This window comes from Actinomyces sp. (assembly GCF_030524025.1).
Classification (GTDB): Bacteria; Actinomycetota; Actinomycetes; order Actinomycetales; family Actinomycetaceae; genus Actinomyces.
This window is the reverse complement of record NZ_JAUNHI010000009.1, coordinates 16,436-41,196: the sequence shown is the minus strand read 5'-3', so window position 1 is coordinate 41,196 and position 24,761 is coordinate 16,436. Positions and strand designations below refer to the sequence as shown.

Annotated in this window: 14 protein-coding genes; 11 read left to right on the top strand and 3 right to left on the bottom strand. The window is 72.3% G+C overall.

The window, feature by feature from the left end; all coding sequences use genetic code 11:
• The first annotated feature begins 258 nt into the window (after positions 1-258).
• Positions 259-1,953 carry an alpha,alpha-phosphotrehalase gene (locus tag Q4C85_RS05270; RefSeq protein WP_303140362.1) on the top strand — a complete coding sequence of 565 codons (1,695 nt, stop codon included), beginning with the start codon at positions 259-261 and terminating at the stop codon, positions 1,951-1,953.
• Between the two features lie 15 nt (positions 1,954-1,968).
• Positions 1,969-4,029 carry a glucose PTS transporter subunit IIA gene (locus Q4C85_RS05265; RefSeq protein ID WP_303140359.1) on the top strand — a complete coding sequence of 687 codons (2,061 nt, stop codon included), beginning with the start codon at positions 1,969-1,971 and terminating at the stop codon, positions 4,027-4,029.
• Between the two features lie 69 nt (positions 4,030-4,098).
• Here Q4C85_RS05265 and Q4C85_RS05260 read toward each other — a convergent pair whose 3' ends face one another.
• A complete protein-coding gene (locus Q4C85_RS05260) occupies positions 4,099-4,830 on the bottom strand; it encodes a UTRA domain-containing protein (protein ID WP_303140358.1) in 732 nt (243 codons plus the stop codon).
• Positions 4,831-5,305: 475 nt separating this feature from the next.
• Here Q4C85_RS05260 and ileS point away from each other — a divergent pair, with 475 nt between their 5' ends.
• From ileS to ndk, 4 genes are all read left to right on the top strand, one after another.
• Positions 5,306-8,650, top strand: a complete 3,345-nt coding sequence (gene ileS / locus Q4C85_RS05255) for an isoleucine--tRNA ligase (RefSeq protein ID WP_303140357.1) — start codon at positions 5,306-5,308, stop codon at positions 8,648-8,650.
• A gap of 1,882 nt (positions 8,651-10,532) precedes the next feature.
• Complete coding sequence (locus Q4C85_RS05250; RefSeq protein ID WP_303140356.1) at positions 10,533-12,398, top strand: folylpolyglutamate synthase/dihydrofolate synthase family protein; 1,866 nt, start codon at positions 10,533-10,535, stop codon at positions 12,396-12,398.
• Positions 12,399-12,576: 178 nt separating this feature from the next.
• Positions 12,577-13,233: a dihydroxyacetone kinase subunit DhaL gene (gene dhaL / locus Q4C85_RS05245; RefSeq protein ID WP_303140355.1), complete on the top strand. Its 657-nt coding sequence runs from the start codon at positions 12,577-12,579 to the stop codon at positions 13,231-13,233.
• 130 nt (positions 13,234-13,363) lie between these two features.
• Entirely contained in the window at positions 13,364-13,801 is a 438-nt protein-coding gene (gene ndk / locus Q4C85_RS05240; RefSeq protein WP_303140353.1) for a nucleoside-diphosphate kinase, read from the top strand.
• A gap of 61 nt (positions 13,802-13,862) precedes the next feature.
• Here ndk and Q4C85_RS05235 read toward each other — a convergent pair whose 3' ends face one another.
• Together Q4C85_RS05235 and Q4C85_RS05230 are read right to left on the bottom strand one after the other, a co-directional pair.
• Positions 13,863-15,128, bottom strand: a complete 1,266-nt coding sequence (locus Q4C85_RS05235; protein ID WP_303140352.1) for an ABC transporter permease — start codon at positions 15,126-15,128, stop codon at positions 13,863-13,865.
• On the bottom strand, positions 15,125-16,057 hold the full coding sequence (locus Q4C85_RS05230; protein WP_303140350.1) for an ABC transporter ATP-binding protein: 933 nt from the start codon (positions 16,055-16,057) through the stop codon (positions 15,125-15,127). The genes Q4C85_RS05235 and Q4C85_RS05230 overlap by 4 nt, the downstream gene beginning before the upstream one ends.
• Before the next feature lie 229 nt (positions 16,058-16,286).
• Between Q4C85_RS05230 and Q4C85_RS05225 the strand changes: the two genes are divergently transcribed.
• The 5 genes from Q4C85_RS05225 (at position 16,287) to Q4C85_RS05205 (ending at position 24,761) form a co-directional block, all read left to right on the top strand.
• Positions 16,287-17,561: an alpha/beta hydrolase gene (locus Q4C85_RS05225; RefSeq protein WP_303140349.1), complete on the top strand. Its 1,275-nt coding sequence runs from the start codon at positions 16,287-16,289 to the stop codon at positions 17,559-17,561.
• A gap of 108 nt (positions 17,562-17,669) precedes the next feature.
• Complete coding sequence (smc, locus tag Q4C85_RS05220; RefSeq protein WP_303140348.1) at positions 17,670-21,392, top strand: chromosome segregation protein SMC; 3,723 nt, start codon at positions 17,670-17,672, stop codon at positions 21,390-21,392.
• Positions 21,393-21,539: 147 nt separating this feature from the next.
• Entirely contained in the window at positions 21,540-21,953 is a 414-nt protein-coding gene (locus Q4C85_RS05215) for a hypothetical protein (RefSeq protein WP_303140347.1), read from the top strand.
• A 136-nt stretch (positions 21,954-22,089) separates the two neighbouring features.
• The gene (gene ftsY / locus Q4C85_RS05210) at positions 22,090-23,265 is read left to right on the top strand and encodes a signal recognition particle-docking protein FtsY (RefSeq protein ID WP_303140346.1); all 1,176 of its coding nucleotides are present in this window, start codon (positions 22,090-22,092) and stop codon (positions 23,263-23,265) included.
• Between the two features lie 173 nt (positions 23,266-23,438).
• Positions 23,439-24,761 (top strand): ammonium transporter, encoded by a 1,323-nt coding sequence (locus Q4C85_RS05205; protein ID WP_303140345.1) that lies wholly within the window; start codon positions 23,439-23,441, stop codon positions 24,759-24,761.

Below are 24,761 nucleotides of genomic sequence, written 5' to 3'. Positions count from 1 at the left end.
GGCGCCCGAGCCCCCCCCCCCCCCGCGCGCGGGGGGCCCCGCCCACCCGGGGCGGGCCCACCGGCTCGCTTCTTGCCTGTGACGACCGATCCGGTCGGAGTCTGGGGCGCCCCGGCGACGGTGCGCCTCGACGGCGCGCGCCCCGGCGTCCGGGGTGTTTGACGGGACGCCGACCCCGTGCTCTACTTGTGTAGACAAGTCGCCCGCCGGAGGAGCCGCGGGCACGCCCCTTGAGTCCCTTCACCCCGGAGCCGCGCCATGAGCTTCCACGACGCCGTCGTCTACCAGATCTACCCCAAGTCGTTCCGGGACTCGACAGGCTCGGGCACCGGCGACCTGCGAGGCATCATCGACAAGGTGCCCTATATCGCGTCCCTGGGCGTCGACTATGTGTGGCTCAACCCCTTCTTCCCCTCGCCGGGCAGGGACAACGGCTATGACATCTCCGACTACTGCGCCGTCGACCCGGCCATGGGCACGATGGAGGACGTCGACGAGCTGATCGCCGCCCTGGCCGAGCACGGGATCGGCCTCATGCTCGACATGGTGCTCAACCACGTGTCCACCGAGCACGAGTGGTTCACCCGCGCCCTGGCCGGTGAGCAGCGCTACCGCGACTACTTCTACCTGCGGCCAGCCCGGGCGGACGGCTCCCTGCCCACCAACTGGGCCTCGAAGTTCGGAGGCCCCGCCTGGGCGCCCTTCGGGCCGGTCGACGCCGAGGGGCGCCCCGTGGGCGGGGAGTACTACATGCACCTGTATGACCCCGGTCAGGCCGACCTCGACTGGCACAACCCCGAGGTGCGGGCCCGGGCCGCCGAGGTCGTCAACTTCTGGCGCGACCGTGGCGTGCGCGCCTTCCGCTTCGATGTCATCAACGTCATCGGCAAGACCGAGCCCCTGGCCGACGCCCCGCCCGGCGGCGACGACCGGGCTGTCTACACCGACGGGCCGCTGGTCCACACCTACCTGCGCGAGCTGGCCCAGGCCAGCTACGGCGCGGACCCCGAGTCGGTGACGGTGGGGGAGATGTCCTCGACAAGCATCGCCGCCTGCGTCGAGTACACCCGGCCCGACAACCGCGAGCTGTCGATGGTCTTCAACTTCCACCACCTCAAGGTCGACTATGCCCAGGGGCGCAAGTGGACGCTCATGGAGCCCGACATCACCGCCCTCAAGCACCTCCTTAATGACTGGACCCTGGGCCTGCAGGACGGCGGCGGATGGAACGCCCTGTTCTGGAACAACCACGACCAGCCCCGGGCCCTCGACCGCTTCGCAGACCCCCGCCACCACCGCGACAAGAGCGCCACCATGCTCGCCACGGCGATCCACCTGCTGCGCGGCACGCCCTACATCTACATGGGTGAGGAGATCGGCATGTCCGACCCCGCCTACACCAGCATCGAGGACTATGTCGACGTCGAGGCGCGCAACGCCTACGCCGAGCTGCTGGCCGCGGGCACCGCCCCGCAGGAGGCCTTCGCCGTCGTCCACGCCAAGGCCAGGGACAACGCCCGCACCCCCATGCAGTGGGACGCCGGCCCGGCCGCCGGCTTCACCACCGGAACCCCCTGGCTGCGACCCACCAACCACGACGAGGTCTCCGTGGCGGCCCAGGAGGCCGACGGCGTCATCCTCGACTACTACCGGCGCCTCGTGGCCCTGCGCAAGGCAGAGCCCGTCATCGCCCACGGCCTCTACGCCCCCTGGGCGCTGGAGGACCCCGACGTGCTGGCCTACACCCGCACCCTTGAGGAGCCGCAGGCCACGACGCGCCTGCTCGTCCTGACCAGCTTCCGTGGCCACCCCACCACCATGGAGATCCCCGAGGAGTTCGTCGCGGGCGACGTGCTCATCGGGAACTATCCCGAGCGCCCGATGACACCGACCGTCGCCCTCGGCCCCTACGAGGCGCTCGCGGTCATCCTCCGCACCCCGACCCTGCTCTGAGAGGAGCGCCCCACCATGTCCTCATCCCCCCAACCGCCCGAGGCGGTCCTCCTGGCCCCGGTCGCCGGCGAGGTCATCGCCCTGGACGCCGTCCCCGACCCGGTCTTCTCCTCGGGGGCGCTCGGCCAGGGCTACGGAGTCAACCCCACCGACGGGCGTGTCGTCGCCCCCGTGGCCGGCACGATCACCCTCGTGGCCGCCACCGGCCACGCCCTGGGATTCCAGACCGACGACGGCCTGGAGGTCCTCCTCCACCTGGGCATCGACACCGTCGAGCTCGCGGGGGCTCCCTTCTCCCTGGGCGTCGAGGTCGGTCAGCGGGTCAGCGCAGGTCAGGACCTGGGCTCGATGGACCTCGAGGCCATCGTCGCGGCGGGCAAGGGCACCACGGCCATCGTGGCGGTGACCAACACGGCGACGGCGCTGTCCGGCCTGAGCCTGGCCGCGCCCGCCGGCCAGACCGTGCCCGCCGGGGACCCGGCCGCGACCGCCACTCTCGCCGACCCCTCGTCCGAGCCCGCCTTGGAGCCGGCGTCCGGGGCGGTGTCCGGGCCCGCCTCCGCCCAGGCCGCCGGGCTGACCGGCTTCGACGCCACCGCCCACGACATCATCGCCAACATCGGCGGCGCCGAGAACGTGCGCAGCGTCATCCACTGCATCACCCGCGTGCGCTTCTACCTCAAGGACGACAAGATCCCCGACGACGCCGCGGTCGCCGACATCGAGGGCGTCATCGACGTGGCCCGTGCCGGCGGCCAGTACCAGGTGGTCATCGGGGCGACGGTTGAGGACGTCTACGACGCCGTCCTCAAGCAGCTGCCGCACCTGGGCGAGGACTCCCAGGCCGATGACGTCCCCGCGGCGCCGCGCCCCACCACCGTGCGCGGTTGGATCGGATACGGCTTCTCCTCCCTCATCGGGGTCATCACCGGTTCGATGATCCCGGTCATCGGCGTCCTGGCCGCCTCCGGCATCCTCCAGGGCCTGCTCGCCCTGCTCACACAGTTCGAGGTCGTCAGCTCGGGCACGCCGACCTACACCTTCATCTCGGCCATGGCCGGCTCGATGTTCTACTTCCTGCCGATCATCATCGGCTTCACCTCGGCGCGCCGCCTGGGCGCCGACCCGATCATCGTGGCGATCATCGGCGGCGTCCTGGTCCACCCCGGGGTCGTGGAGATGGCCAACCCTGAGGCCGACGGCTACCACGCCTTCGCCACGATCGGCCGCACCGTGTTCAACACGGAGTTCTTCGGCATCCCGGTCTCTCTGCCCGAGGGCAACGCCTACGCCTACTCGATCTTCCCGATCATCGTGGCCGCCTGGCTCGCCTCGAAGATCGAGCCCTGGCTCAAGAGCTGGATCCCGCCGGTGGTCCGCTCGATCTTCGTGCCGCTGCTGGAGATCTTCATCGTCTCGGTGCTCGTCCTGGTCGTCTTCGGGCCGATCGTCATGACGATCTCGGGCGCCATCGCCTCGGTCATCACCTGGATCCTGGGCCTGTCCTACCCGCTGGCCGGTCTGGTCATCGGAGGCTTCTACCAGTGCCTGGTCATCTTCGGCCTGCACTGGGCGGTCATCCCGATCATCTCCCAGCAGATCGCCGACCCCGGCTCCTCCCCGCTCAACGCCATCGTCTCGGCCACGATGATCGCCCAGGGCGGTGGCGCCCTGGCCGTGTGGGTCAAGACCAGGAACGCGCGCATCAAGCGCATGGCCGGCCCGGCGACCATCTCGGCCCTGTGCGGCGTGACCGAGCCGGCCATGTACGGCCTCAACCTCAAGTACGGCCGTGTCTTCATCACTGCCTCCCTGGGCGGTGCCGTGGGCGGGCTGCTGACCGGTCTGTTCGACGTCAACATGTGGGGGTTCACCGGGGCCATCGTCGGTTTCCCGTCATTCGTCAACCCCGAGGGCATGGACTCCTCCTTCACGGGCTACTGGATCGCCTCGGTGGCCGCGCTCGTCGTGTCCTTCACCTGCACCTACTTCTTCGGCTTCAAGGAGAGCGACCTGGAGGCCGAGCGCACGGTGGAGAAGGTGCGCCTGGGCAACCGCGAGCCCGCGGGCACCTGACCGGCTCGACCTGCGTGACCCCGGTGACCCGGGCGCTGCGCCACCGGTACCGTCCCGGTGGCGCAGCGCTCAGCGCCGGGCCGGGAGCCGCTGCGCCGTCGAGGTGAACCCGAAGGTGGCCGGGACGTGGTGGGAGCGGGTGTACTCGAAGGGCACTCCGGCGGCGTCGAAGCCCAGGGACTCGACCACCCCCACGCAGTTGAGGCCGCCCAGGTCGAGGTGCTCGCGGTCCATCGCGGTGGCCGCCTCGATGGTCACCATGCGCGAGGAGGTCGCGATATGCACCCCGAGCTCGTGCTCGAGGTAGGCGTAGATCGAGGACTCCGCCGCCCGGACCGGGATCTCGGGGACAACCGAGCGCAGGAAGCGGTTGTGGTCGATGATGGCCGGCCGCCCGTCCAGCAGGCGCAGGCGCACGAGGTGGACCACCTGCTCGCCGGCGTCCAGGCCGCTGGAGGCCGCCAGCGCCGGGTCGACGACCTCGGTGAATGAGGACAGCAGGACAGTGCGCACGGTCGTGTCGATGCGCCCGGCGGCCTCCTCGAGGGACTCGATCCCCGACAGCAGGAACCGGGACATGTCCCGTGGACGGTGGATGACCTGGATCCCCTTGCCCTGGATCGACTGGACGTAGCCGTGGGAGCCGAGGTACTGCAGTGCCCTGCGGACCGTGGGTCGGGTCGTGCCGAACTCGGCGCTCAACCGGTTCTCGCTGGGCAGGAAGGAGCGGAACGGGAAGGTGCCGTCCTCGATCCGCTCACGCAGGTGCTCGTAGATCTCCTCGTATTTCGGTACGGGCACGGTGGATGTCCTTGAGGCTCGGCGGCTGTGCCCGCCCACTCTATCTCGTCGGCCCGCGGCGCCCTCCGGTCCGGGATCCCCGCCGTCCCGGCAGGCCCCGGGCCGGTGTGTCAAGGATGACGTCGCCGCCGCGCCCTGGGAACTGGCCCGGTGGAGGGCCGGCCTCATAGACTCCGGGCATCCAGGCGATGACCCGGCCGGGGCGGACACACCGCACCGGGGATCACCGGTGAGCCTCCCGGAAGAACAGGTGCTGCGGCGCCCTACTAGAACCGGGCGGGAGGGGCCCGTACAGCCCCGCACGAGCGGTCGCGCACCGCAGGCCGTGCCGGCACACCGCCGTCACGTCCGGGGCGCGGCAAGCGAGGTGGTACCGCGGTGCGGCGCCGACCCCGCCGGGCACAGTCCCGGGTCCCGGGGGAGGAGGCGTGTCGTCCTCGTCGGACACGCAGGCACGAGACACGAGGCGGACCCCATGGCCGACCAGACCACCACCGGGCGCACCGGTGCCTCCTTCTACCCCCTCCACCGCCAGGGACGGGGCGTGGACCCCTCACCGTCCTTCCCGGCCATCGAGGAGGAGGTCCTCGACTACTGGAGGTCCGACGGGACCTTCCGGGCCTCGATCGACGCCCGGCCCGCCGTCGACGCCGAGGGCCAGCCCAATGAGTTCGTCTTCTACGACGGGCCCCCCTTCGCCAATGGCCTGCCCCACTACGGCCACCTCCTGACCGGCTACGTCAAGGACGCCGTGGGCCGCTACCAGACGCAGAAGGGCCGCCGGGTCGAGCGCCGCTTCGGCTGGGACACCCACGGCCTGCCCGCCGAGCTCGAGGCGCAGCGCCTCCTGGGCATTGACGACGTCTCAGAGATCACGGGCCCCGGCGGCATCGGTATCGAGGCCTTCAACGCCGAGTGCCGCTCCTCGGTGCTGCGCTACACCAAGGAGTGGGAGGACTACGTCACCCGCCAGGCGCGCTGGGTCGACTTCGAGGGCGACTACAAGACCCTCGACCCCGACTACATGGAGTCGGTCATCTGGGCCTTTAAGACCCTCTACGACAAGGGCCTGGCCTACGAGGGCCACCGGGTGCTGCCCTACTGCTGGAACGACCGCACCCCCCTGAGCAACCACGAGCTCAAGATGGACGACGACGTCTACCAGGACCGCCAGGACAACACCGTCGTGGTCGGCCTGCGCCTGACCGAGCCGGTCCTGGCCGGCGCCCCCCGCCCCGAGCTGGCCCTCATCTGGACGACGACGCCCTGGACCCTGCCGTCGAACTCCGCGGTCGCGGTGGGACCCGGCATCGAGTACGCGGTCGTGCGCGTCGCCGAGGACCTCGACTCCCCGGTGGCGGGGCAGGACGTCGTCGTGGCCGCCGAGCTCGTGGGCACCTTGAGCCGTGAGCTGGGCGAGGACCCCCACATCCTCGGGCGCCTGCCCGGCTCGGAGCTGGTCGGGCGCCGCTACCACCCGATCTTCGACTACTTCGCCGACGAGGCCCACCGGGCCCAGGGCGCCGCCCCCGGGCCGCAGGCCTTCCAGATCATCGCCGCGGACTATGTGACGACCACCGACGGCACGGGCCTGGTCCACCAGGCGCCGGCCTTCGGTGAGGACGACATGCTCACCTGCCAGGAGTACGGCATCGGTACGGTCATCCCGGTCGACGACGGCGGGCGCTTCACCACCGAGGTACCCGACTACGAGGGCCTGCAGGTCTTCGAGGCCAACAAGCCGGTCGTCACCGACCTGCGCGACTCCTCCGGCCCCCTGGCCCGGGTGGCTCCCGAGCACCGGGCGGTGCTCGTGTCCCAGAAGAGCTACGTGCACAGCTACCCGCACTGCTGGCGCTGCCGCAAGCCGCTCATCTACAAGGCCGTGTCCTCCTGGTTCATCAAGGTCACCGCCATCCGGGACCGCATGGTCGAGCTCAACCAGGAGATCACCTGGGTGCCCGCCCACATCAAGGACGGGATCTTCGGCAACTGGCTGGCCGGGGCGCGGGACTGGTCGATCTCCCGCAACCGGTTCTGGGGCGCGCCCATCCCCGTGTGGGTCAGCGACGACCCGGCCTACCCCCGCACCGATGTCTACGGCTCCTTCGCCGAGCTGGAGGCCGACTTCGGCGTCGAGGTCACCGACCTGCACCGCCCCTTCATCGACAGCCTGACCCGCCCCAACCCCGATGACCCGACCGGCCGGTCGACGATGCGGCGCATCCCCGACATCTTCGACGTCTGGTTCGACTCCGGCTCGATGCCCTTCGCCCAGGTGCACTACCCCTTCGAGAACGTCGAGTGGTTCGAGTCCCACAACCCGGCCGACTTCATCGTCGAGTACATCGGGCAGACCCGCGGCTGGTTCTACACCCTCCACGTGCTGGCCACCGCCCTGTTCGACCGGCCCGCCTTCACCACCTGCGTGTCCCACGGCATCCTCCTGGGCGACGACGGCGCCAAGATGAGCAAGTCGCTGCGCAACTACCCCGACGTCACGACGGTGTTCAACCGCGACGGGGCCGACGCCATGCGCTGGACCCTCCTGGCCAGCCCGGTCGTGCGCGGCGGCAACCTCGTCGTCACCGAGCAGGCGGTGCGCGACACCGTCCGTCAGGTCCTCCTGCCGCTGTGGAACACCTGGTACTTCTTCGCCCTCTACGCCGGGCGGGCCGGGCAGGGGCGGGGCTACGTCACCGAGGGCGTCGACCTGTCCGACCGCTCCCTGTTCGGCCCCAAGGGGTCCCTGCACGTCATGGACCGCTACATCCTGGCCAGGACCAAGGACTTGGCGGCCACCGTCGGGGCGCAGATGGACGCCTACGACATCACCGGTGCCACCGCCACGATCCGCGAGTTCCTCGACGTGCTGACCAACTGGTACCTGCGCACCTCCCGCTCGCGCTTCACCGACGGCGACCGGGCCGCCTTCGACACCCTGGCCACCGTCCTGACCGTCCTCACCGAGGTGATGGCGCCCCTGGCCCCGCTCGTCTCCGAGGAGATCCACCGGGGTCTGACGGGGCGGCGCTCGGTCCACCTGACCGACTGGCCCGGCCTGCCGGCCTATGTCGCCGACGGGGCGCTCGTGGCCTCCATGGACGCCGCCCGCGGCGCGGTCTCGGCGGCGCTGGGCCTGCGCAAGGCCGACAAGCTGCGGGTGCGCCAGCCCCTGCGCTCCCTGACTGTCGCCACGACCGACCCCGCCGGCCTGGCCCCCTTCCGCGCCCTCATCGCCGAGGAGGTCAACGTCAAGCAGGTGCGGCTGGTCGACGCCGCCGACGCCGGCTACGAGGTGACCGAGCAGCTGTCCCTCAACCCGCGGGCCTTCAGCCCCTCGGTGCGCAAGCTGACCTCGAAGCTCTTCGCGGCCGTCAAGGCCGGGCAGTGGACGCTCACCGAGGACGGCGACGTCCGCTTCGATGACGTGCTGCTCGACGGGGTCCCGGTGGTGCTCGAGGCCGAGGACTCCGCCTTCGAGCTGACCAGCCGGATCGAGGTCGACGACGAGGCGCTGTCGGCCACGATGATCGGCGCGGGGGCCTTCGTCGTCCTCGACACCGCCCTGGACGAGGAGCTCGAGGCTGAGGGCTGGGCGCGCGACCTCGTGCGCCTCATTCAGGACGAGCGCAAGGCGGCCGCCCTGGAGGTCGGGGAGCCGATGAGGCTGACCCTGAGGGTCCCGGCGGACAAGGACGCCTGGACCGGTGCCCACCTCGACCTCATCAAGTCCGAGACCGCCTGCGCGGAGGCGACGATCATTGCCGACCCGGGCGCGGCCACGCCGATGGCCGAGGTCGTCGGGCTGGGGGCCTGAGCTCCTCGGCCCCGTCGGAGCGCCCGCCGCGGGCGCTCCGCCGGGGCTCTCGGGCGGGCCCGCGCCCGGGGCCCGCAGGCCGAGGCCCGCGGCCTCGTGTAGACCGGCCTGCCGCTGTCGGTCGACTCGCTCGCCTTGACCTCACCGGAGACCTTCTGCCCGGTCACCGTCAGCGTGCCGTCCTTGTAGCTGTAGCTGCCGGCGGGCAGGGGGATCGTGTACTCCCCGGTGCTGGGGTCGGCCAGGATCGTCAGGCCCGAGATCGTCACCGACCCACCGCCGGCCGAGGCCAGGTCGGTGACGGTGCGGACGAAGACGGTCTTGCCCTTGTAGGCGTAGGAGCCCTCGTGGCTGAGGTTGATCGAGGCCTCCCCCTGCGTGCGCAGGTAGGCCGTCGTCGTGTCCGCCTCGGCCTGGTCGATGAGGGCGATCTCGTCCTTGACGCTCTCGTTGTGCTCGGTGATGAGCGTCGTCAGCCGCTCGCGCAGCACGGCATCCTCCTGGTCCTCGACGGCAGTCACCGACTCGAGGAGGGTCTCGACCAGCGTCTTACCGGAGGCGTAGAAGGAGTCCTTCCAGCCGGGGAGGGTCTCATCGAGCAGCAGGCCCGAGACGAAGCCCAGCGAGTAGGACTCCCCGTCCACGCTCGTGTCGTACTGGTACTCCAGGCCGGCGGTCTGGGCCGAGACGAGCTCGTCACCGCTCTGCGCCGGGTCGACGTAGTCGCCTGCCCTCTCCAGGTAGCGGGCCACGCCCTCGCGGATGTCATAGGTGCGGATCGCCTCGGCATCCTGGGCGTAGGCGGTCACCCACTTGTCCTGCCAGAACTTCGCCCGCCCCAGGTGGTCCTGCCGGTTGGCGGCGTCGGCGAAGGCGCGGTTGAGCCGGTAGTGGAGCATGTTGCGCACGATCCGCGGCTCGACATCGACCGGGTAGGGGGTGTCCCGGTTGCCCTCGGCGGACTGGAGGGCCTCGTCCTGGTAGTAGAAGTGCACCAGTTCGTGTGTCGTCAGCTGGTACATGAAGCCGGCCCCGGCGTGGGGGTCCGGCGCCACCTCCGGATGTGCGAAGGAGTCCTCGGCGCTGGGCGGGGTCGCCAACGGGTTGTTGAGGTCGAGGACCACGGAGATCGAGGGGCGTCCCTCGAACTCGGTGGACAGGAAGTACGGCGGGACGGGCACCGAGGCATACTCCTCGGCCGTCAGCTCGCGGTGCTCGGTGGTGTTGATGAGCCATGCCCGGGTGGCCTCGCCCTGGTCATCGACCGCGAACATGATGACGTCGTGCGTCGTGTAGTCCACACCGGGCCACAGGGTGGACATGTGCGGCCAGTGGGCCGCCACCCGCTCGGCGATGACCGCGATCGCCTCGTCCTGGGCCATGCCGAAGGTGGTCGAGGCGCTCGCGGTGCTGGTGGCCGTGGCGCTGGGGGAGTCCTCCACCGAGGTCGAGCAGGCCGCCAGTGGCGCCAGGAGCACCGCGGAGAACACGCCGAGCGCGGCCCGGCGGCCGAGCCCGCCCGGCCCTCCGTTTGCCCCGGCGGCGGGGGTCATGTGTCCTGCGTTCCAGTGCGTCGTCGTCATGCGGACTGCCTCGGTTCTTGAAAATGAGTAGTGGTGAACGAAATGGTCGGTGCCTGAGCAACATGGGTCTATGCCTCGGCACGAGGTCATTGTGTCGACGTACGCGGCGGGCGTCCTCGCCCTGCCTGAGGATGTGGCCGAACCGCCACATCCTCACCGTGGCGGGGAGGGTTCGGCCGGGAGACCGGCCCGGTGCCGGCCCCACCGCCCTGTGCGGGGCGCCCGCCGCGGCGCGACTCTCCGTCCCCGGAAGGTCGTTAGGCTGACCCCCGGTTCACGACTCGACCAGGGAGCAGCACATGAGCAGCGAGCACGGCCACGCCCCGGCCAACAAGCAGCCCGGCCGCGACCGGGGTGCGGCCTTCGGCATCCCACAGGGCGCCACCGGGGAGGAGGTCGTCGACGCGGTCTTCGACGCCGGGGGTGTGCAGGACGCCACCGGGGGGATCGACCCCGAGCTCGCCGCCTACCTGGAGGCCGCCGACGCTCCCGCGGGCACCTCCCTGGCCGAGGCCCACGAGGCCGAGCTGGCCGCCGCCCGGGACCAGGAGGCCCGTGAGGCCGAGGACCGGCAGGCGCTGCGCGAGCTCCTCGCCCAGGGGCTGCTGCCCGGCGGGGACCCGGACCAGCTCGACGCCCTCCTGGCCGGGGCCGAGCAGGACGACGATGAGGACTGGGAGGGCTGGGAGCCGGTCCTGCCCGACCGCCCCGGCCCGGCCGGGAGCGACCGCGCCGAGCCGGGCGACGACGCGGCGAGGCACCGGGCCGACCTCGAGGCGGCGGCCCGGGGCGTCGAGGTCGCCACGCGCATGCGCGCCGTCGAGGCCGAGATCCTCGCCCGAGCCCCGGAGCACCGGGTCCAGCCCTCCCTGGAACGGGTCGAGGCCGCCCTCGACATCCTGGGCAACCCGGAGAGGACCTACCGGGTCGTCCACGTCACGGGCACCAACGGCAAGACCTCGACGGCGCGGATGATCGAGCGCCTCCTGGCGGCCACGGGCATGCGAACCGGCCGGTTCACCTCCCCGCACCTGGCCTCGATCCGCGAGCGCATCAGCCTCGACGGCGAGCCGGTGTCGCCTGAGCAGTTCATCGCCGCCTGGGACGACGTCGCCCCCTACGTCGAGATGGTCGATGCCCAGTCCCTCAAGCGCGGGGGTCCGAGGATGAGCTTCTTCGAGGTGCTCACCGTCATGGCCCTGGCCGCCTTCGCCGACCACCCGGTGGATGTGGCCGTCATCGAGGTCGGCCTGGGGGGCACGTGGGACTCCACGAACGTCGTCGACTCCGAGGTCGAGGTCATCACCCCCATCGGGCGGGACCACGGGAAGTGGCTGGGGGAGGGCTTGGAGGAGATCGCCGCCAACAAGGCGGGCATCATCAAGGACGGTGCCACCCTCGTCACCGCCGTCCAGCAGCCCGTGGTCCAGGAGGTCATCGCCGAGGCCGCCGCCGAGCACGGGGTCGTGTGGCGCCGCGAGCTCGACCCGCAGGAGGACCCCGGGGCACCCGGGGCCGGAGTGCTGCGGGTGGTCGACCGCACCCAGGCAGTCGGTGGGCAGATGGTCACTCTGGCCACCGCCGCCGCCGTCTACGAGGACGTCTTCGTGCCCCTGCACGGGCACTTCCAAGCGCACAACGCCCTGCTGGCCCTCGCCGCCGCCGAGGCGGTCTTCGGGGGCAGGGCCCTGCCCCCGCTGGTGGTGGAGAACGGGTTCGCATCGGTGACCAGCCCGGGGAGGCTGGAGGTGCTGCGCTCCTCGCCCACCGTGCTGCTCGACGCCGCCCACAACCCCCACGGCATGGAGGCCCTCGTGCCGGCGGTCGAGGAGACCTTCGGCCTGCGTCACCTCGTGGCGGTCGTCGGCGTCATGGCGGACAAGGACGTCGAGGGGATCCTGTCCGTGCTCGAGCCCGCCTGCGAGGCGGTCGTGTGCGTGCCCATCGACTCCCCACGCGCGATGGATCCGGAGGACCTGGCCGCCCAGGCGCGGGAGGTCTTCGGCGAGGACCGCGTCGTCCTCGCCCAGAGCCTGGTCGAGGGGGTGGACCGGGCGGTGTCCCTGGTCGAGGGCTTCGACGCGCCGATGCCGGCCTCGGGGGTGCTCATCGTCGGCTCGGTCCTCCTGGCCGCCGAGGCCCGCGTCCTGTTCATGCGTTCCTGAGCGCGGGGCCTCCCGTGGATCACGCCGGTGAGGACCTGCGCCACGACCCGGCAGACCCGCCCTTCCCTGCGCACGGGGACATGGCGTGAGACAATGGGGCCGGATGGCCCGTCGGGCCGCACCCCTCCTCGGGCAGGCGTAAGACGCCCGCCGTCCCAACTCGCTGTGAAGGACTGCCGTGACCGCTGACAAGCTCCTGGACACTGCCTGGGTCGTGGACTGGACGCGTCGCTCTGCCGCAGCCGTGACCGACAACCGCGAGGAGCTCAATGCGCTGGACGCCGCGATCGGGGACGGTGACCACGGCACGAACCTGTGCCGGGGGCTCGAGGCGGCCCTGGCCAAGCTCGACGCCGCCGCGCAGGCGGGCGCCGCGCCGCAGACCCCGGGGAGCGCGCTCAAGGCGGTGGCGACCTCCCTGTTGGCCACAGTCGGGGGTGCCTCGGGCCCGCTGCTCGGCACTGCCTACCTGAGGGCCTCGCGCAGTGGTGCGCTCGAGGAGCTCGACGCCGCCGCGGTCGCCGGGCTGATTGAGGCGGCCTGCGCGGGTGTCGAGGTGCGCGGACGGGCCGAGCCGGGGGACAAGACGATGCTCGACGCCTGGCGGCCGGCCGCGCTGGCGGCCCGGGCCGCTGCGGACGCCGGTGCCGGCCCCGCCGAGGTGCTGGCCGAGGCCGCCCGGGCGGCGGCGCAGGGGGCGCGGAGCACCGAGCCGATGGCGGCCCGCAAGGGCCGCGCCTCTTACCACGGTGCGCGTTCCCGGGGCCACCGTGACCCGGGGGCTCAGTCGACGGCCCTTCTCCTGGAGGCCGCCAGCCGCGCGGCCGGGGCCTAGCCGGCCGGCGCGCTTGCGCCCGGCGGCGGCGTCCGCCACTGTTCATCCCGGAGCCCGCCGTGAGCGCGGCGGCGACAACCGCGCGGTCCCCGACAGTCCCGCGCCAGCCCGAGTGAAAGGACCCCATCCCATGCCCTCAGCGCCCCGCGACCGCATCCTGGTCCTGGTCAAGCCCGACGCCGTGGAGCGTCGCCTCACCGGTGAGATCCTGCGCCGCATCGAGGCCAAGGGCTACGACCTCGTGGCCCTCAAGGTCGTTGCCCCCACGCCCGAGCTGCTCGAGGCGCACTACGCCGAGCACGTCTCCAAGCCCTTCTATCCCTCGGTCGTCGACTACATGACGCGCGGCCCCCTGGTCGCCGCCGTCGTCGAGGGCCACCGCGTGGTCGAGGGGGTCCGCTCCCTCATGGGCTCCACCGAGCCGACTCTCTCCGCCCCGGGGACGATCCGAGGCGACCTGGGTCGTGACTGGGGTGCCGAGGCCATGGAGAACCTCGTCCACGGCTCGGACTCACCCGAGTCGGCCGAGCGCGAGATCGCCATCTGGTTCCCCGAGCTCGGGGCCTGAGCCCACCCTCCTGGCCTGAGCCCACCCTCCTGCCCGACCGGCCCCGTCTCCGGTCGGGGCGCTAGGCCGCGGGGCGGCGCAGCACCTCCTTGAGGGGGACGCGCGCGCCCATGCGCGTGACGGCCCGGGTGTAGATGCCCGCGGCCACGCGCACGAGCAGCGGCAGGAAGGCCAGGGCGATGGCCAGGGCCTGCTCGATCCAGCCGGAGACCCCGAAGATGAGGCGGGCGGGCATGAGGAAGGCCGACAGCGGTGGCACGAAGGCCAGCACCTGCCACACCATGGCGCTGGGGTCGCCCAGGATCATGACCATGGCGAGTATGAAGGGCACGACGCACAGCATGATGAGCGGCATCGTCGCGCTGCCGACGTCCTCCTGACGGCTGACCAGTGCTCCTGCGGCTCCGAAGGCGATCGCGAAGATAGAGAAGCCGACGACCATCCACACGAGCATCGCCACGAAGACCGCGTCGAGGTTGATGACCGCCTCGGGCAGGATACCGACGATCTTCGCCGTGACCACGCCCGCCAGCGCCAAGACGGCGGTCGAGACGATGGAGGCCACGCCGATGCCCAGGACCTTGCCGGCCAGCAGGGAGGTGGGTCGCACGCAGGCCAGCAGGATCTCGACGATGCGGCTGGACTTCTCCTCGACCACGCCCTGGGCGATCAGCTGTCCGCCCCCGAGCATGACGAAGTACATGATCATGTTGACGATCATGAACACGGTGTAGCGGGGTCCGAAGTCCTCCTGATCCTGCCGGGGCGGATCGAGGACGACGACCTCCGGTGCCGCCGTGGCCAGTGTCGAGGCCACCGACGCCGGGTCCCCTCCCAGGGCCGTGATCTGGTCTGACAACGCGGCCTGCTGCATGATGCCGGTGACTCCCGCCGCCACCGCCTCATCGGCCTCCTCCTGGACGAGGAGCCGCGGCTCGCCCGAGAGGTCGAGGACCATGTCGACGGGGTTGTCGTCCTCGGACAGGGCTGCCTGCCCGTCGGTGCCGGTGAGGTCGACGACCTCGACCGCCTCGCCGTTGGACCCGGTGATCGCCGTCAGGGAGGGGATGAGGGCTGCCGCCTGCTGCTTGGTGCCGGCCACACCCAGCCGGTAGGGCTGGGGCTCGCCACCGCTCAGCCGGCCGGCGACGATGATGCCGACGACGATGAGGAGGACCATGATGGCCGTCGACACCAGGGTCGCCTTCTTGAACAGCTGGGTGCGCAGCTCGCGCCCGGCGACCAGCGCGATCTCCTGGCGCCTGGACATGGCGTGGCTCCCCGAGCCGGTCGTCCCGGTGCTCGCTGTGGTCTCGGCGCTGCTCATGGCCGGGCCTCCTCGTGCTCGTCGGAGGCCGGCGCGGCCAGCGTCTCCCTGAAGATCTCGGTCAATGGACGGTGGACGGGGCCGATCTCGCGCAGCATCCCCAGAGCCTGGGCCGCCCGCAGCAGGGGCTGCTCGTCAGTCCCTTCGCAGCCAATGCTCAGGCGGCCGGACTCCGCACGCCCCCAGGCCGCCGCGGGCAGGTCCTCGACCGCGGCGCCGACCTCTTCGTCGGTGGCCCCGGTCTCGACCACGGCCCGCCAGCGGGCCGTGGCACCGGCACGCAGCTCGGTGACCGTGCCGTCGGCCACGAGTCGGCCCGCGCGGATGATGACAACACGGTCGCACAGGCGCTCGACGACGTCGAGCTGGTGGGAGGAGAAGAGGGTGGGCACCCCCGCCTCGGCGCGCTCGCGCAGCACCTGGCTCATCACCTCCACGGCCACGGGGTCCAGGCCCGAGAAGGGCTCATCAAGGATGAGCAGCTCGGGACCGGACACGAGCGCGGCCGCCAGCTGGACGCGCTGCTGGTTGCCCAGGGAGAGCTTCTGCACCTCGTCGGCGCGCCGCTCGGCCAGGCCCAGGCGCTCGGTCCACTCCTCGGTCGCCCGTCGGGCCGCCGAGGCCTCCACGCCGTGGAGCCGGGCCAGGTAGGTCAGCTGCTCGGCGACCCTCATCTTGGGGTAGAGGCCGCGCTCCTCGGGCATGTAACCGATCCGGCGGCGCAGCGCGGCGTCCACCGGCGAGCCGTTCCAGCTGACGGCACCCTCGTCGGTGTCGAGCACACCCATGATGATGCGCATCGTCGTGGACTTGCCGGCACCGTTGGCGCCGACGAACCCGACGAGCTCGCCGTCGCCCAGGTGGGTGGAGAAGTCGTCGAGAGCCTGGAGCCTCCCGAATCGTTTGGACAGGTGGCTGATCTCAAGCATGGGCACTCCCGGGGTGTCCCCGGCGGCCAGTTCCGCCGGGGGGGACGCCGGCCCTCGTGGTGCCGGGTCGACCGGCCTCAGGAGGCAAGGTGGCGTGCGTCCCAGGGAAATGCTACGTCGGTGACGGCGGTGATCCTCCTGCCTGGGGAGGAGGACCGCATCGTCCCGGTCCTCCCCGGGGACCATGCCCCATGGGCGCCCCCGGTGCCAGCGCTTGTATCGTGACGCCGTGCCGACCCGCCTGCTCAGACGAGAATCCCTCGACGACAACCCGCCGCGCACGAGGCGGCGCCGCTCGTCCTGGTTCTCCGCGCTGCTGTTCGGCGGGGCGCTGCTGTGCGCCGCCTGCGCCCTGGCGATGTTCGTGCCCGTGCCGGGCCTGTCCTACTCCCTCATGCTCGGCACGTGGGGTCTCGACGCCCTGGCGCTGCTGGCGGTGGCGACGGTCCTGGCCGCCGTGGCCCTGCGCCGCCGGCCCGGCCGGGCGCGCGCCGCCGCCGTCGTCCTCCTGGCCCTGAGCCTGCTCGCCGTGGGCGGTGTGGGGGCGGTCCAGATCCACTTCGCCTCGGCCCGCGGCGTCAGTCTGGACGCCCTGGCCCTGACGGGGATCGGCCAGGTGGGCTCGGCCCCCGACGTCGTCGAGACCTTCTTAGACGACAGCGCCACCGACCAGAGCCTCGAGGCCGGCATCTGGCTGCCGCGGGACCCCGGCACCGGCGAGCCGCGCGCGACCTCCGCGGGAGCCCCGGTCGTCGTCCTCCTGCACGGAGGAGGCTGGATGACCGGCGACCACCTCAACCCGATGACGCGCGGTCAGGCCGACTGGTTCGCCGAGCAGGGCTACCTGGCCATCGCACTGGACTACCCCCTGTCGACCCCGTCCCTCCAGACCTGGGAGCTGGCCGAGACCAGGGTGGGCTGCGGCCTGGCCTGGGTGGGTGCCCATGCCGTGCAGTACGGCGGTGACGTCAATCGCCTGGCCCTCGTGGGGGACTCCGCCGGCGGGCACCTGGCCCTGGAGACCGCCGCGCGCCAGGTGCTGGGGACGGTGCGCTCGAGCTGCGGGGGCGAGGTCCCACCGGTCGACGCCGTCTCGCTGACCTACCCGATCGCTGACCCCGTCGTCTTCCACGACAACCCCGACCTCGTCATCGCCCCCTACGTGCGGCTGCGCGCCCAGCGCTACACCGGCGGCACCCCGGCCGAGCTCCCCGAGCGCTACGCCGAGATCAACCCGGTGGCCAAGATCGAGCAGATCGGCCGCATGGGCCTGGGGCGGCGGATGCCGCCGGTGCTCGTCGTGCACGGCGAGCAGGACCACGTCGTCCCGGTGGTCGGCTCCCGCGAGCTCGACGCCGCCCTGGAGGCCGCCGGGGTCGAGCACGAGACGGTCGTCGTGCCCTTCGCCGACCACGTCCTGGACCTCAACGCCGGATCGGTGTCCTCCCAGCTGTGGCGCCGCCTCACCCTCGAGATCTTCGCTCGCACCGGCCTGGAGGCCTGAGCGCACCGGCCCGGGCCGGGCCCGGGCCGGTGCGCTGGGCACGGTGGCGCGCCGAGCCCGGAACGGGACCTCCCCGGGTGTCCCGGCGTGCACCGGTATCGTGCAGGCGTGCACCTCAAGACGTTGACGATCAAGGGATTCAAGTCCTTCGCCTCGTCGACGACCCTCCGCCTCGAGCCGGGGATCACCGCGGTGGTGGGCCCCAACGGCTCGGGGAAGTCCAACGTGGTCGATGCCCTGACCTGGGTCATGGGGGAGCAGGGAGCCAAGAACCTGCGCGGCGGCTCGATGGCCGACGTCATCTTCGCCGGGGCCGGATCCCGCCCCGCCCTGGGAAGGGCGGAGGTCTCGCTGACCATCGACAACGCCGACGGCGCCCTGCCCATCGACTACACGGAGGTGACGATCAGCCGCACCCTGTTCCGCGGCGGCGGCTCCGAGTACCGGATCAACGGCTCGCCCTGCCGGCTGCTCGACGTCCAGGAGCTCCTCAGCGACACCGGGCTGGGCCGCCAGATGCACGTCGTCGTGGGGCAGGGCCGTCTCGACGAGGTCCTGACCGCCACCCCCGAGGAGCGTCGGGGCTTCATCGAAGAGGCCGCCGGGGTCCTCAAGCACCGGCGCCGCAAGGAGCGGGCCCTGCGCAAGCTCGACTCCATGGCCGCCGACCTGGCCCGCCTGACCGATCTGACCACCGAGCTGCGCCGCCAGCTCGGACCCCTGGCCCGCCAGGCGGCCGTGGCGCGGCGCGCCCGCACCATCCAGATCGAGGTGCGCGACGCCACCGCCCGTATCCTGGCCGACGACGTCGTCCAGACCCTGTCGCTGCTCGAGGCCGGCGACGAGGACAAGGCCGCCCTGGCCAGGCGGCGCGCCGAGCTCGAGGAGGCCGAGCGCCTCGCCCGGGCGCGCCTGGCCGAGCTCGCCACCGCGCAGACGACCAGCGCCCAGCGCCTGGCCACCGCCACTGGCACCTGGGAGGAGCTGACCGCGGCGGCACAGTCACTGGCGGCGCTGGCCGAGGTCGCCGCCGAGCGGGTCCGGGGCCTGACCTCAGCCCCGGCTGCGAGCCAGGGCACTGACCCTGAGGAGCTGGAGCGGCGCGCCGCGGCCGCCGCGGCCCAGGAGGCCGAGCTGGCCGAGGCCATTGAGCAGGCCCGCAGCGCCCTGGGGGACGCCGGGCGCCGCCGCGCCCGGGCCGAGGAGACCGAGGCGGCCGCCGAGGCCGCCGTCGCCGCCCTGCTTCGGCGCCAGGCCGAGCACCGCGAGACCCTCGCCCGCGTCGGTGGGCGCCTGGCCTCGGCCCGATCGCGCCACGAGGCGGCACAGGCGGCCATCGACCAGGCGCGCGCCAACCTCGCCGCGGCCCAGGAGCGCGCCGACCGGGCCCGCAGCGCCCTGGAGGAGGACGGCCCGCCCGCTGAGGACCCCGAACGCACCGAGCATCCCAGCAGTCACGACAGCCCCGACCGCTCCGGCGGGCCGGAGCTTGCCGCGGCCGCGCACGAGGCGGCCACGGTCGCACTGGCCCGCGCCCGCCAGGAGGTCTCGGCCGCCACCGATGCCCGGCGCGAGGCCGCCTCCGACCGCGCCACCTGGGCGGCCCGCCGGGACACCCTCGCCCTGTCCCTGGCCGCCCAGGATGCCACCGCCGAGCTGCTCGGCGCGGGCCTGCCCGGGGTGCGTCGCCCCGTGGCCGAGTCGGTCACCATCGAACGGGGCTGGGAGAACGCCGTGGCCGCGCTCCTGGGCGAGCTGGCCGCCGCGGTGGTCGTCGAGGACGCCGCCGCGGCGGCGGCAGCCCTCGAGCACGTGCGCGCTCAAGACGCGGGCGCCCTGCGCATGGTGGTCGCCGATGCACGGCACCTGCCCGGGGCAGGGGCGGAGCCCGAGGAGCCTCCCGCCGCCGCACAGGCCGCCGCCTGCCTCGTCTCGGCCGAGGACCCGGGACTTGGTGCGGTGCTGGCCTCCTTGCTCGCCGGCTCCTGGGTCGTTCCCGACCTGGAGACGGCCCGGGCGGTCCGCCAGGAGTACCCCAGTGCCGTGGTCGCCACCCGGCAGGGCGATGTCCTGGCCCCCGCCTGGGCCGCGGGGGCAGGTCGGACAGGCTCCTCGGTGCTCGAACTGGCGGCCGCCCATGAGGAGGCCGCCGTCCAGGCCGAGGCCGCCGCTCGCGCCGAGACGGCCGCCGACCAGGCCCTGGAGCGGGCGCGCGCGGAGGAGGACGAGGCCCGCCAGGCCTTGTCGCAGGCACTGGCGGCTCTGCGCGCCGCCGACGCCGAGGCCGCCAAGGTCGCCGAGGCCAGGGCGCGCCTGACCTCGGCGGCCCACGCGGCCCAGGAGGAGCTGGGCCGGGCCCGCCATGTCCTGGAGCGGGCCGCCTCCGAGCTGTCCCAGCGCACCGCCGAGCTGGCCGCCGCCTCGACCGCCCTTGCCGAGGTCGAGCAGGCCGAGGAGGGCGGGCCCGGTCTGGAGGAGGGGCTGGAGACCGCCAGAGGCGAGCGGGAGGCCGCTGTCGAGGCCGCCCGCCAGGAGCGTGCCGCCGAGACCGAGGCGCGCCTGACCCTGCGCACCGCCGAGGAGCGGGAGCGCTCGGCCAGGGGGCGGTCGAGCTCCCTGTACGCCGCCGCGCGCCGTGAGCGCGAGCAGCGGGCCGAGGCCGAGCGGGCCCAGCGCCGCCGCCAGGCCCAGCTCGAGGCGGCCGTCCACGTGCGCGACCAGGCCCGGCAGGCGGCACAGACCGCCAGGTCGTGGGTCGACCAGGCCCAGGCCGAGCGGGCCCGGATCGAGGCCGAGCGGGCCGAGGCGATGACCGAGACCCAGCGGTCCAGGGACGCCCTCGACGAGGTCGTGGCCGACCTGGCCCAGCTGACCGACGCCGCCCACCGCGAGGAGATCGCCCGCGCCGAGCAGCGCATGCGCCTGGCGGCCCTGGCCGACCGCGCGATGAGCGAGCTCGGCCTGGAGATCGAGCCCCTCGTCGAGGAGTTCGGGCCGCATATGCCGGTGCCGGAGGTGGGCGCTGTGGAGGAGGACGACGCCGAGGACGACGGCGACCCCGACGCCCCCGGGGAGGCGCCCGCTCCGGGGCGGGCAGGCGCGGGGCGCCCCTTCGTGCGCGCCGAGCAGGACAAGCGCCTGGCGCGGGCCACCCGCGATCTGGCCCGCCTGGGCAAGGTCAACCCCCTAGCCCTCGAGGAGCACGCCGCCCTCGAGCAGCGTCACCAGTTCCTGGCCGAGCAGCTCAACGACCTCAAGGCCTCCCGGGCCGACCTCATGCGGATCGTCGCTGAGATCGACCAGCGGGTCCAGGAGGTGTTCACCAGCGCCTTCGCCGACACCGCCGCACAGTTCGAACAGGTCTTCGACCGGCTCTTCCCCGGCGGGGAGGGCAGGCTCGTGCTGACCGACCCGTCCTCGATGCTCACCACGGGCATCGAGATCGAGGCCCGGCCCGCGGGCAAGAGGGTCAAGCGCCTGTCCCTGCTGTCAGGGGGCGAGCGGTCCCTGGCCGCCGTCGCCCTGCTCGTGGCGATCTTCAAGGCCCGGCCCTCTCCCTTCTACGTCATGGACGAGGTCGAGGCGGCCCTGGACGACACGAACCTGGGACGTCTCCTGGAGATCTTCACCGAGCTGCGCGGCTCGAGCCAGATCATCATCATCACCCACCAGAAGCGCACGATGGAGGTGGCCGACGCCCTCTACGGGATCACCATGCGCGACGGCGTCACCCAGGCGGTGAGCCAGCGCCTGGCCCGCGGACGTGACTCAGTCCACTCCGGGTCACCGCCGGACCCCGGTACTCACGACGGTGACCCCGGGGCCCCGTGATTCGGCGGCTCCGGGCCCCGGACCGATTGAGCGAAGGTGAACGGTACGTGACGTTTTTGCAAAAATATGCTCACATATGTGCAACACGACGTTCCGAGGCCTCGTTTACAAGCCACATGAGGGGCACAATCTCATGCCATGGGTGCCATGCTTCTGCCTCTTGCCGTTGTGGTCCTCCTTGCCCTCGCCCTGCTGGCTGTGCTTGTCGCAAGGCGCTATCCGGTGTCCACGTGGCGCTCGGGCCTGCGCGGCTTGTCGGAGGCCGCCCGCGACAGTGCGGCCGACCAGCCCGTCGAGGTCGTGTCCCAGGACGCGAGCCTTGAGGAGCTGATGACCCGGGACGGGTCTGAGGTGTACACCGGCACCGACTCCTTCTCCGGCCTGGTCGATGTCGTGGAGAAGGCCATGGACAAGGCCGTCGACACCGCCGGGACGACGGCCGCAGCCGTGCGCCGCAGCCGCGCGGCCAAGGCGCAGGCCGTCGCCGGCCCGGTGGCGCCGGCGAACAGGCCCGCAGGTGGCGAGCCGGCACCGAGCGCGCCGGGCGCCGCCTACTCCTGACCGGCGCCGGGGCCCGGCCGGCCCCGCGCCGCGTGCACCTGGCGCCCCCAGTGCGCCACCGCCATGGCTGCCGTGTGGGCAGCCCCTGCCCGCCGACCCGGGGGACTGTGCCGGGTGGATCGGGCATGATGGCGTCATGGAGCCCTTCCTCATTGTCCTTGCCGTCCTCGTCGTCCTGGCCGTCATCGGCGGGATCTGGTTCCTCGCCGGCCGGCGCCGGGGAGGCGAGCTGCCCTCCGACCTCACCGCCCACGAGCCGACAGAGCCCCAGGACGTGGTGCCCCCGGCCGAGGAGCCGCAGGAGGCTCCGCTGGACGCGGCTGCCGAGCCCACCGCCGTCGCCACCCTGGAACGGCCCGAGTCCATCCCCGGGCGCATGCAGCGCCTGCGCGCCCGCCTGGCGGGCTCGGGCGGCTTCGGCAAGGCCGTTCTGTCGGTCCTCTCTCGCGGCGACCTCTCCGAGGCCGACTGGGAGGAGATCGAGGACACCCTGCTCACCTCGGACCTGGGGCTGGAAATCACCACCGGTCTCATGGACGAGCTGCGCACGCAGGCCAAGGTCCTCGACACCTCCGACCCCGCCGCCGTGCGCGCCGTCCTGCGCTCCGAGCTGCTGACCCTGGTCGACCCCTCGATGGACCGCTCCCTCGTCCTGGAGCGGCCAGAGCCCTCCTCCGGCTGGGACGCCCAGGCCGACGGAGCCCCTGCCGCCGCCGTACTCATGGTCGGCGTCAACGGCACCGGCAAGACGACCACCTGCGGCAAGCTCGCCCGGGTCCTGGTCGCCCAGGACCGCACCGTCGTCATGGGCGCGGCCGACACCTTCCGAGCTGCCGCCGCCGAGCAGCTGACCACCTGGGGCGAGCGCGTGGGCGTGGAGGTCGTGCGCTCGGACAAGGAGGGGGCCGACCCCGCCTCCGTGGCCTACGACGCCGCCAAGGCGGCCGCCGCCGGGGGACAGGACGTCGTCCTGGTCGACACCGCCGGTCGCCTGCAGAACAAGGCCGGCCTCATGGACGAGCTGGGCAAGATCAAGCGGGTCATGGAGAAGATCGCCCCGGTCGGGGAGGTCCTCCTCGTCCTGGATGCCACCACCGGCCAGAACGGCATGCGTCAGGCCCAGGTCTTCTCCCAGGCCGTGGGCATCACCGGTGTCGTGCTGACCAAGATGGACGGCACGGCCAAGGGCGGGATCGTCGTGACCGTCCAGAAGGAACTGGGCGTGCCCGTCAAGCTCGTCGGCCTGGGCGAAGGGGCCGACGACCTGGCCCCCTTCGACCCCGAGGCATTCGTCGACGCCCTGCTCACCTGAGTCCGCCCCACCAGGTCGTGGGCCGGGGCATGGCTCGACCCATGGGAAACACGGCTGACACGTCAGGACCGGAGGCGTCACCTGCGCGTGACACGCCTGTCGTCGGGGGCCAACACGTGGGTCGTTGACTGAGCGCCGTCCGCGTCCCAGTCACCACAATGAAGGGAGACCCCATGGCCCTCGACACCGGCGCAACCGCCTGGATGCTCATCAGCGCATCGCTGGTGCTCCTCATGACAATCCCCGCGCTCGCCCTGTTCTACGGCGGGATGAGCCGCTCGAAGTCCGTGCTCAACATGATGATGATGTCCTTCGGCTCGACAGCCGCCGTCGGCGTCGTCTACGTCCTGTGGGGGTGGTCGATGTCCTACGGAGGCACCGACATCGCCGGCATCCTGGGCAACCCCTTGAGCCAGTTCGGCCTCCACGGGGCCTTCCAGGACTCCGCCGGAGGCTTCACCCTCGACGACTACGGCGTGCCCACCATTGTGGGGATCGCCTTCCAGATGACCTTCGCCATCATCACCGTCGCCCTCATCTCCGGGGCCATCGCCGACCGCACCCGCTTCGGGGCGTGGATGGCCTTCGTGCCGCTGTGGGCGACGCTGTCCTACTTCCCCATGGCCCACATGGTGTGGGGCGGCGGGGCGCTGTCGGCCGACGGGTGGTTCGGGTCGATCGCCGAGCCCATCGACTTCGCCGGCGGCACCGTGGTCCACATCAACGCGGGCGTCGCAGGGTTCTTTCTGGCGGTGGCCATCGGCCGGCGCGCCGGCTTCGGCACCGAGCCCATGCGCCCCCACAACCTGCCCCTGACCATGATCGGCGCCGGTCTGCTGTGGTTCGGCTGGTTCGGCTTCAACGCCGGCTCGGCCTTCACCGCCGACGGCAACGCCGGGCTGGCCTGGGTCAACACGACGGCGGCCACCTGCGCCGCGGTGCTCGGCTGGCTCGCGGTCGAGCGGGTGCGTGACGGCCACGCCACGAGCCTGGGGGCGGCCTCGGGCATCGTGGCGGGACTGGTCGGCATCACCCCGGCGGCCGGCAGCCTGACCCCCGTGGGCTCCCTCCTGCTCGGCGCGGTCTGCGGCGCCCTGTGCGCCATGGCCGTGGGGCTGAAGTACCGCTTCGGCTACGACGACTCCCTCGATGTCGTCGGCGTCCACCTCGTGGGCGGGCTGGCCGGCACCGTCCTGGTCGGCCTGCTGTCGCGGGACACCGGACTGCTCTACGGCCACGGCCCCGCCCAGCTCGTCGTCCAGGTGCTCGTGGCGCTGGTCGCCATCGCCTTCAGCCTGGCCATGACCGCCGTGTGCTGGGCGGTGGTCCGTGCGCTCCTGGGCTGGCGGCTGTCGGCCGAGGCCGAGCACATGGGCGCCGACAAGGCCGAGCACTCCGAGTCCGCCTACGAGTCCCTCACCAGCGGCCGACTGGCCACCGTCCTGCCTCGCCGGGACCACGCCCCGGCCCTCGCATCCACGACCAAGGAGGCCTGA

What these genes read in the sequence shown, in the direction of transcription:
- Q4C85_RS05270 (WP_303140362.1), top strand. Translation starts at nt 259, where the DNA reads ATGAGCTTCCACGACGCCGTCGTCTACCAGATCTACCCCAAGTCGTTC.
- Q4C85_RS05265 (WP_303140359.1), top strand. Translation starts at nt 1,969, where the DNA reads ATGTCCTCATCCCCCCAACCGCCCGAGGCGGTCCTCCTGGCCCCGGTC.
- ileS (WP_303140357.1), top strand. Translation starts at nt 5,306, where the DNA reads ATGGCCGACCAGACCACCACCGGGCGCACCGGTGCCTCCTTCTACCCC.
- Q4C85_RS05250 (WP_303140356.1), top strand. Translation starts at nt 10,533, where the DNA reads ATGAGCAGCGAGCACGGCCACGCCCCGGCCAACAAGCAGCCCGGCCGC.
- ndk (WP_303140353.1), top strand. Translation starts at nt 13,364, where the DNA reads ATGCCCTCAGCGCCCCGCGACCGCATCCTGGTCCTGGTCAAGCCCGAC.
- Q4C85_RS05235 (WP_303140352.1), bottom strand. Translation starts at nt 15,128, where the DNA reads ATGAGCAGCGCCGAGACCACAGCGAGCACCGGGACGACCGGCTCGGGG.
- Q4C85_RS05230 (WP_303140350.1), bottom strand. Translation starts at nt 16,057, where the DNA reads ATGCTTGAGATCAGCCACCTGTCCAAACGATTCGGGAGGCTCCAGGCT.
- Q4C85_RS05215 (WP_303140347.1), top strand. Translation starts at nt 21,540, where the DNA reads ATGCTTCTGCCTCTTGCCGTTGTGGTCCTCCTTGCCCTCGCCCTGCTG.
- ftsY (WP_303140346.1), top strand. Translation starts at nt 22,090, where the DNA reads ATGGAGCCCTTCCTCATTGTCCTTGCCGTCCTCGTCGTCCTGGCCGTC.
- Q4C85_RS05205 (WP_303140345.1), top strand. Translation starts at nt 23,439, where the DNA reads ATGGCCCTCGACACCGGCGCAACCGCCTGGATGCTCATCAGCGCATCG.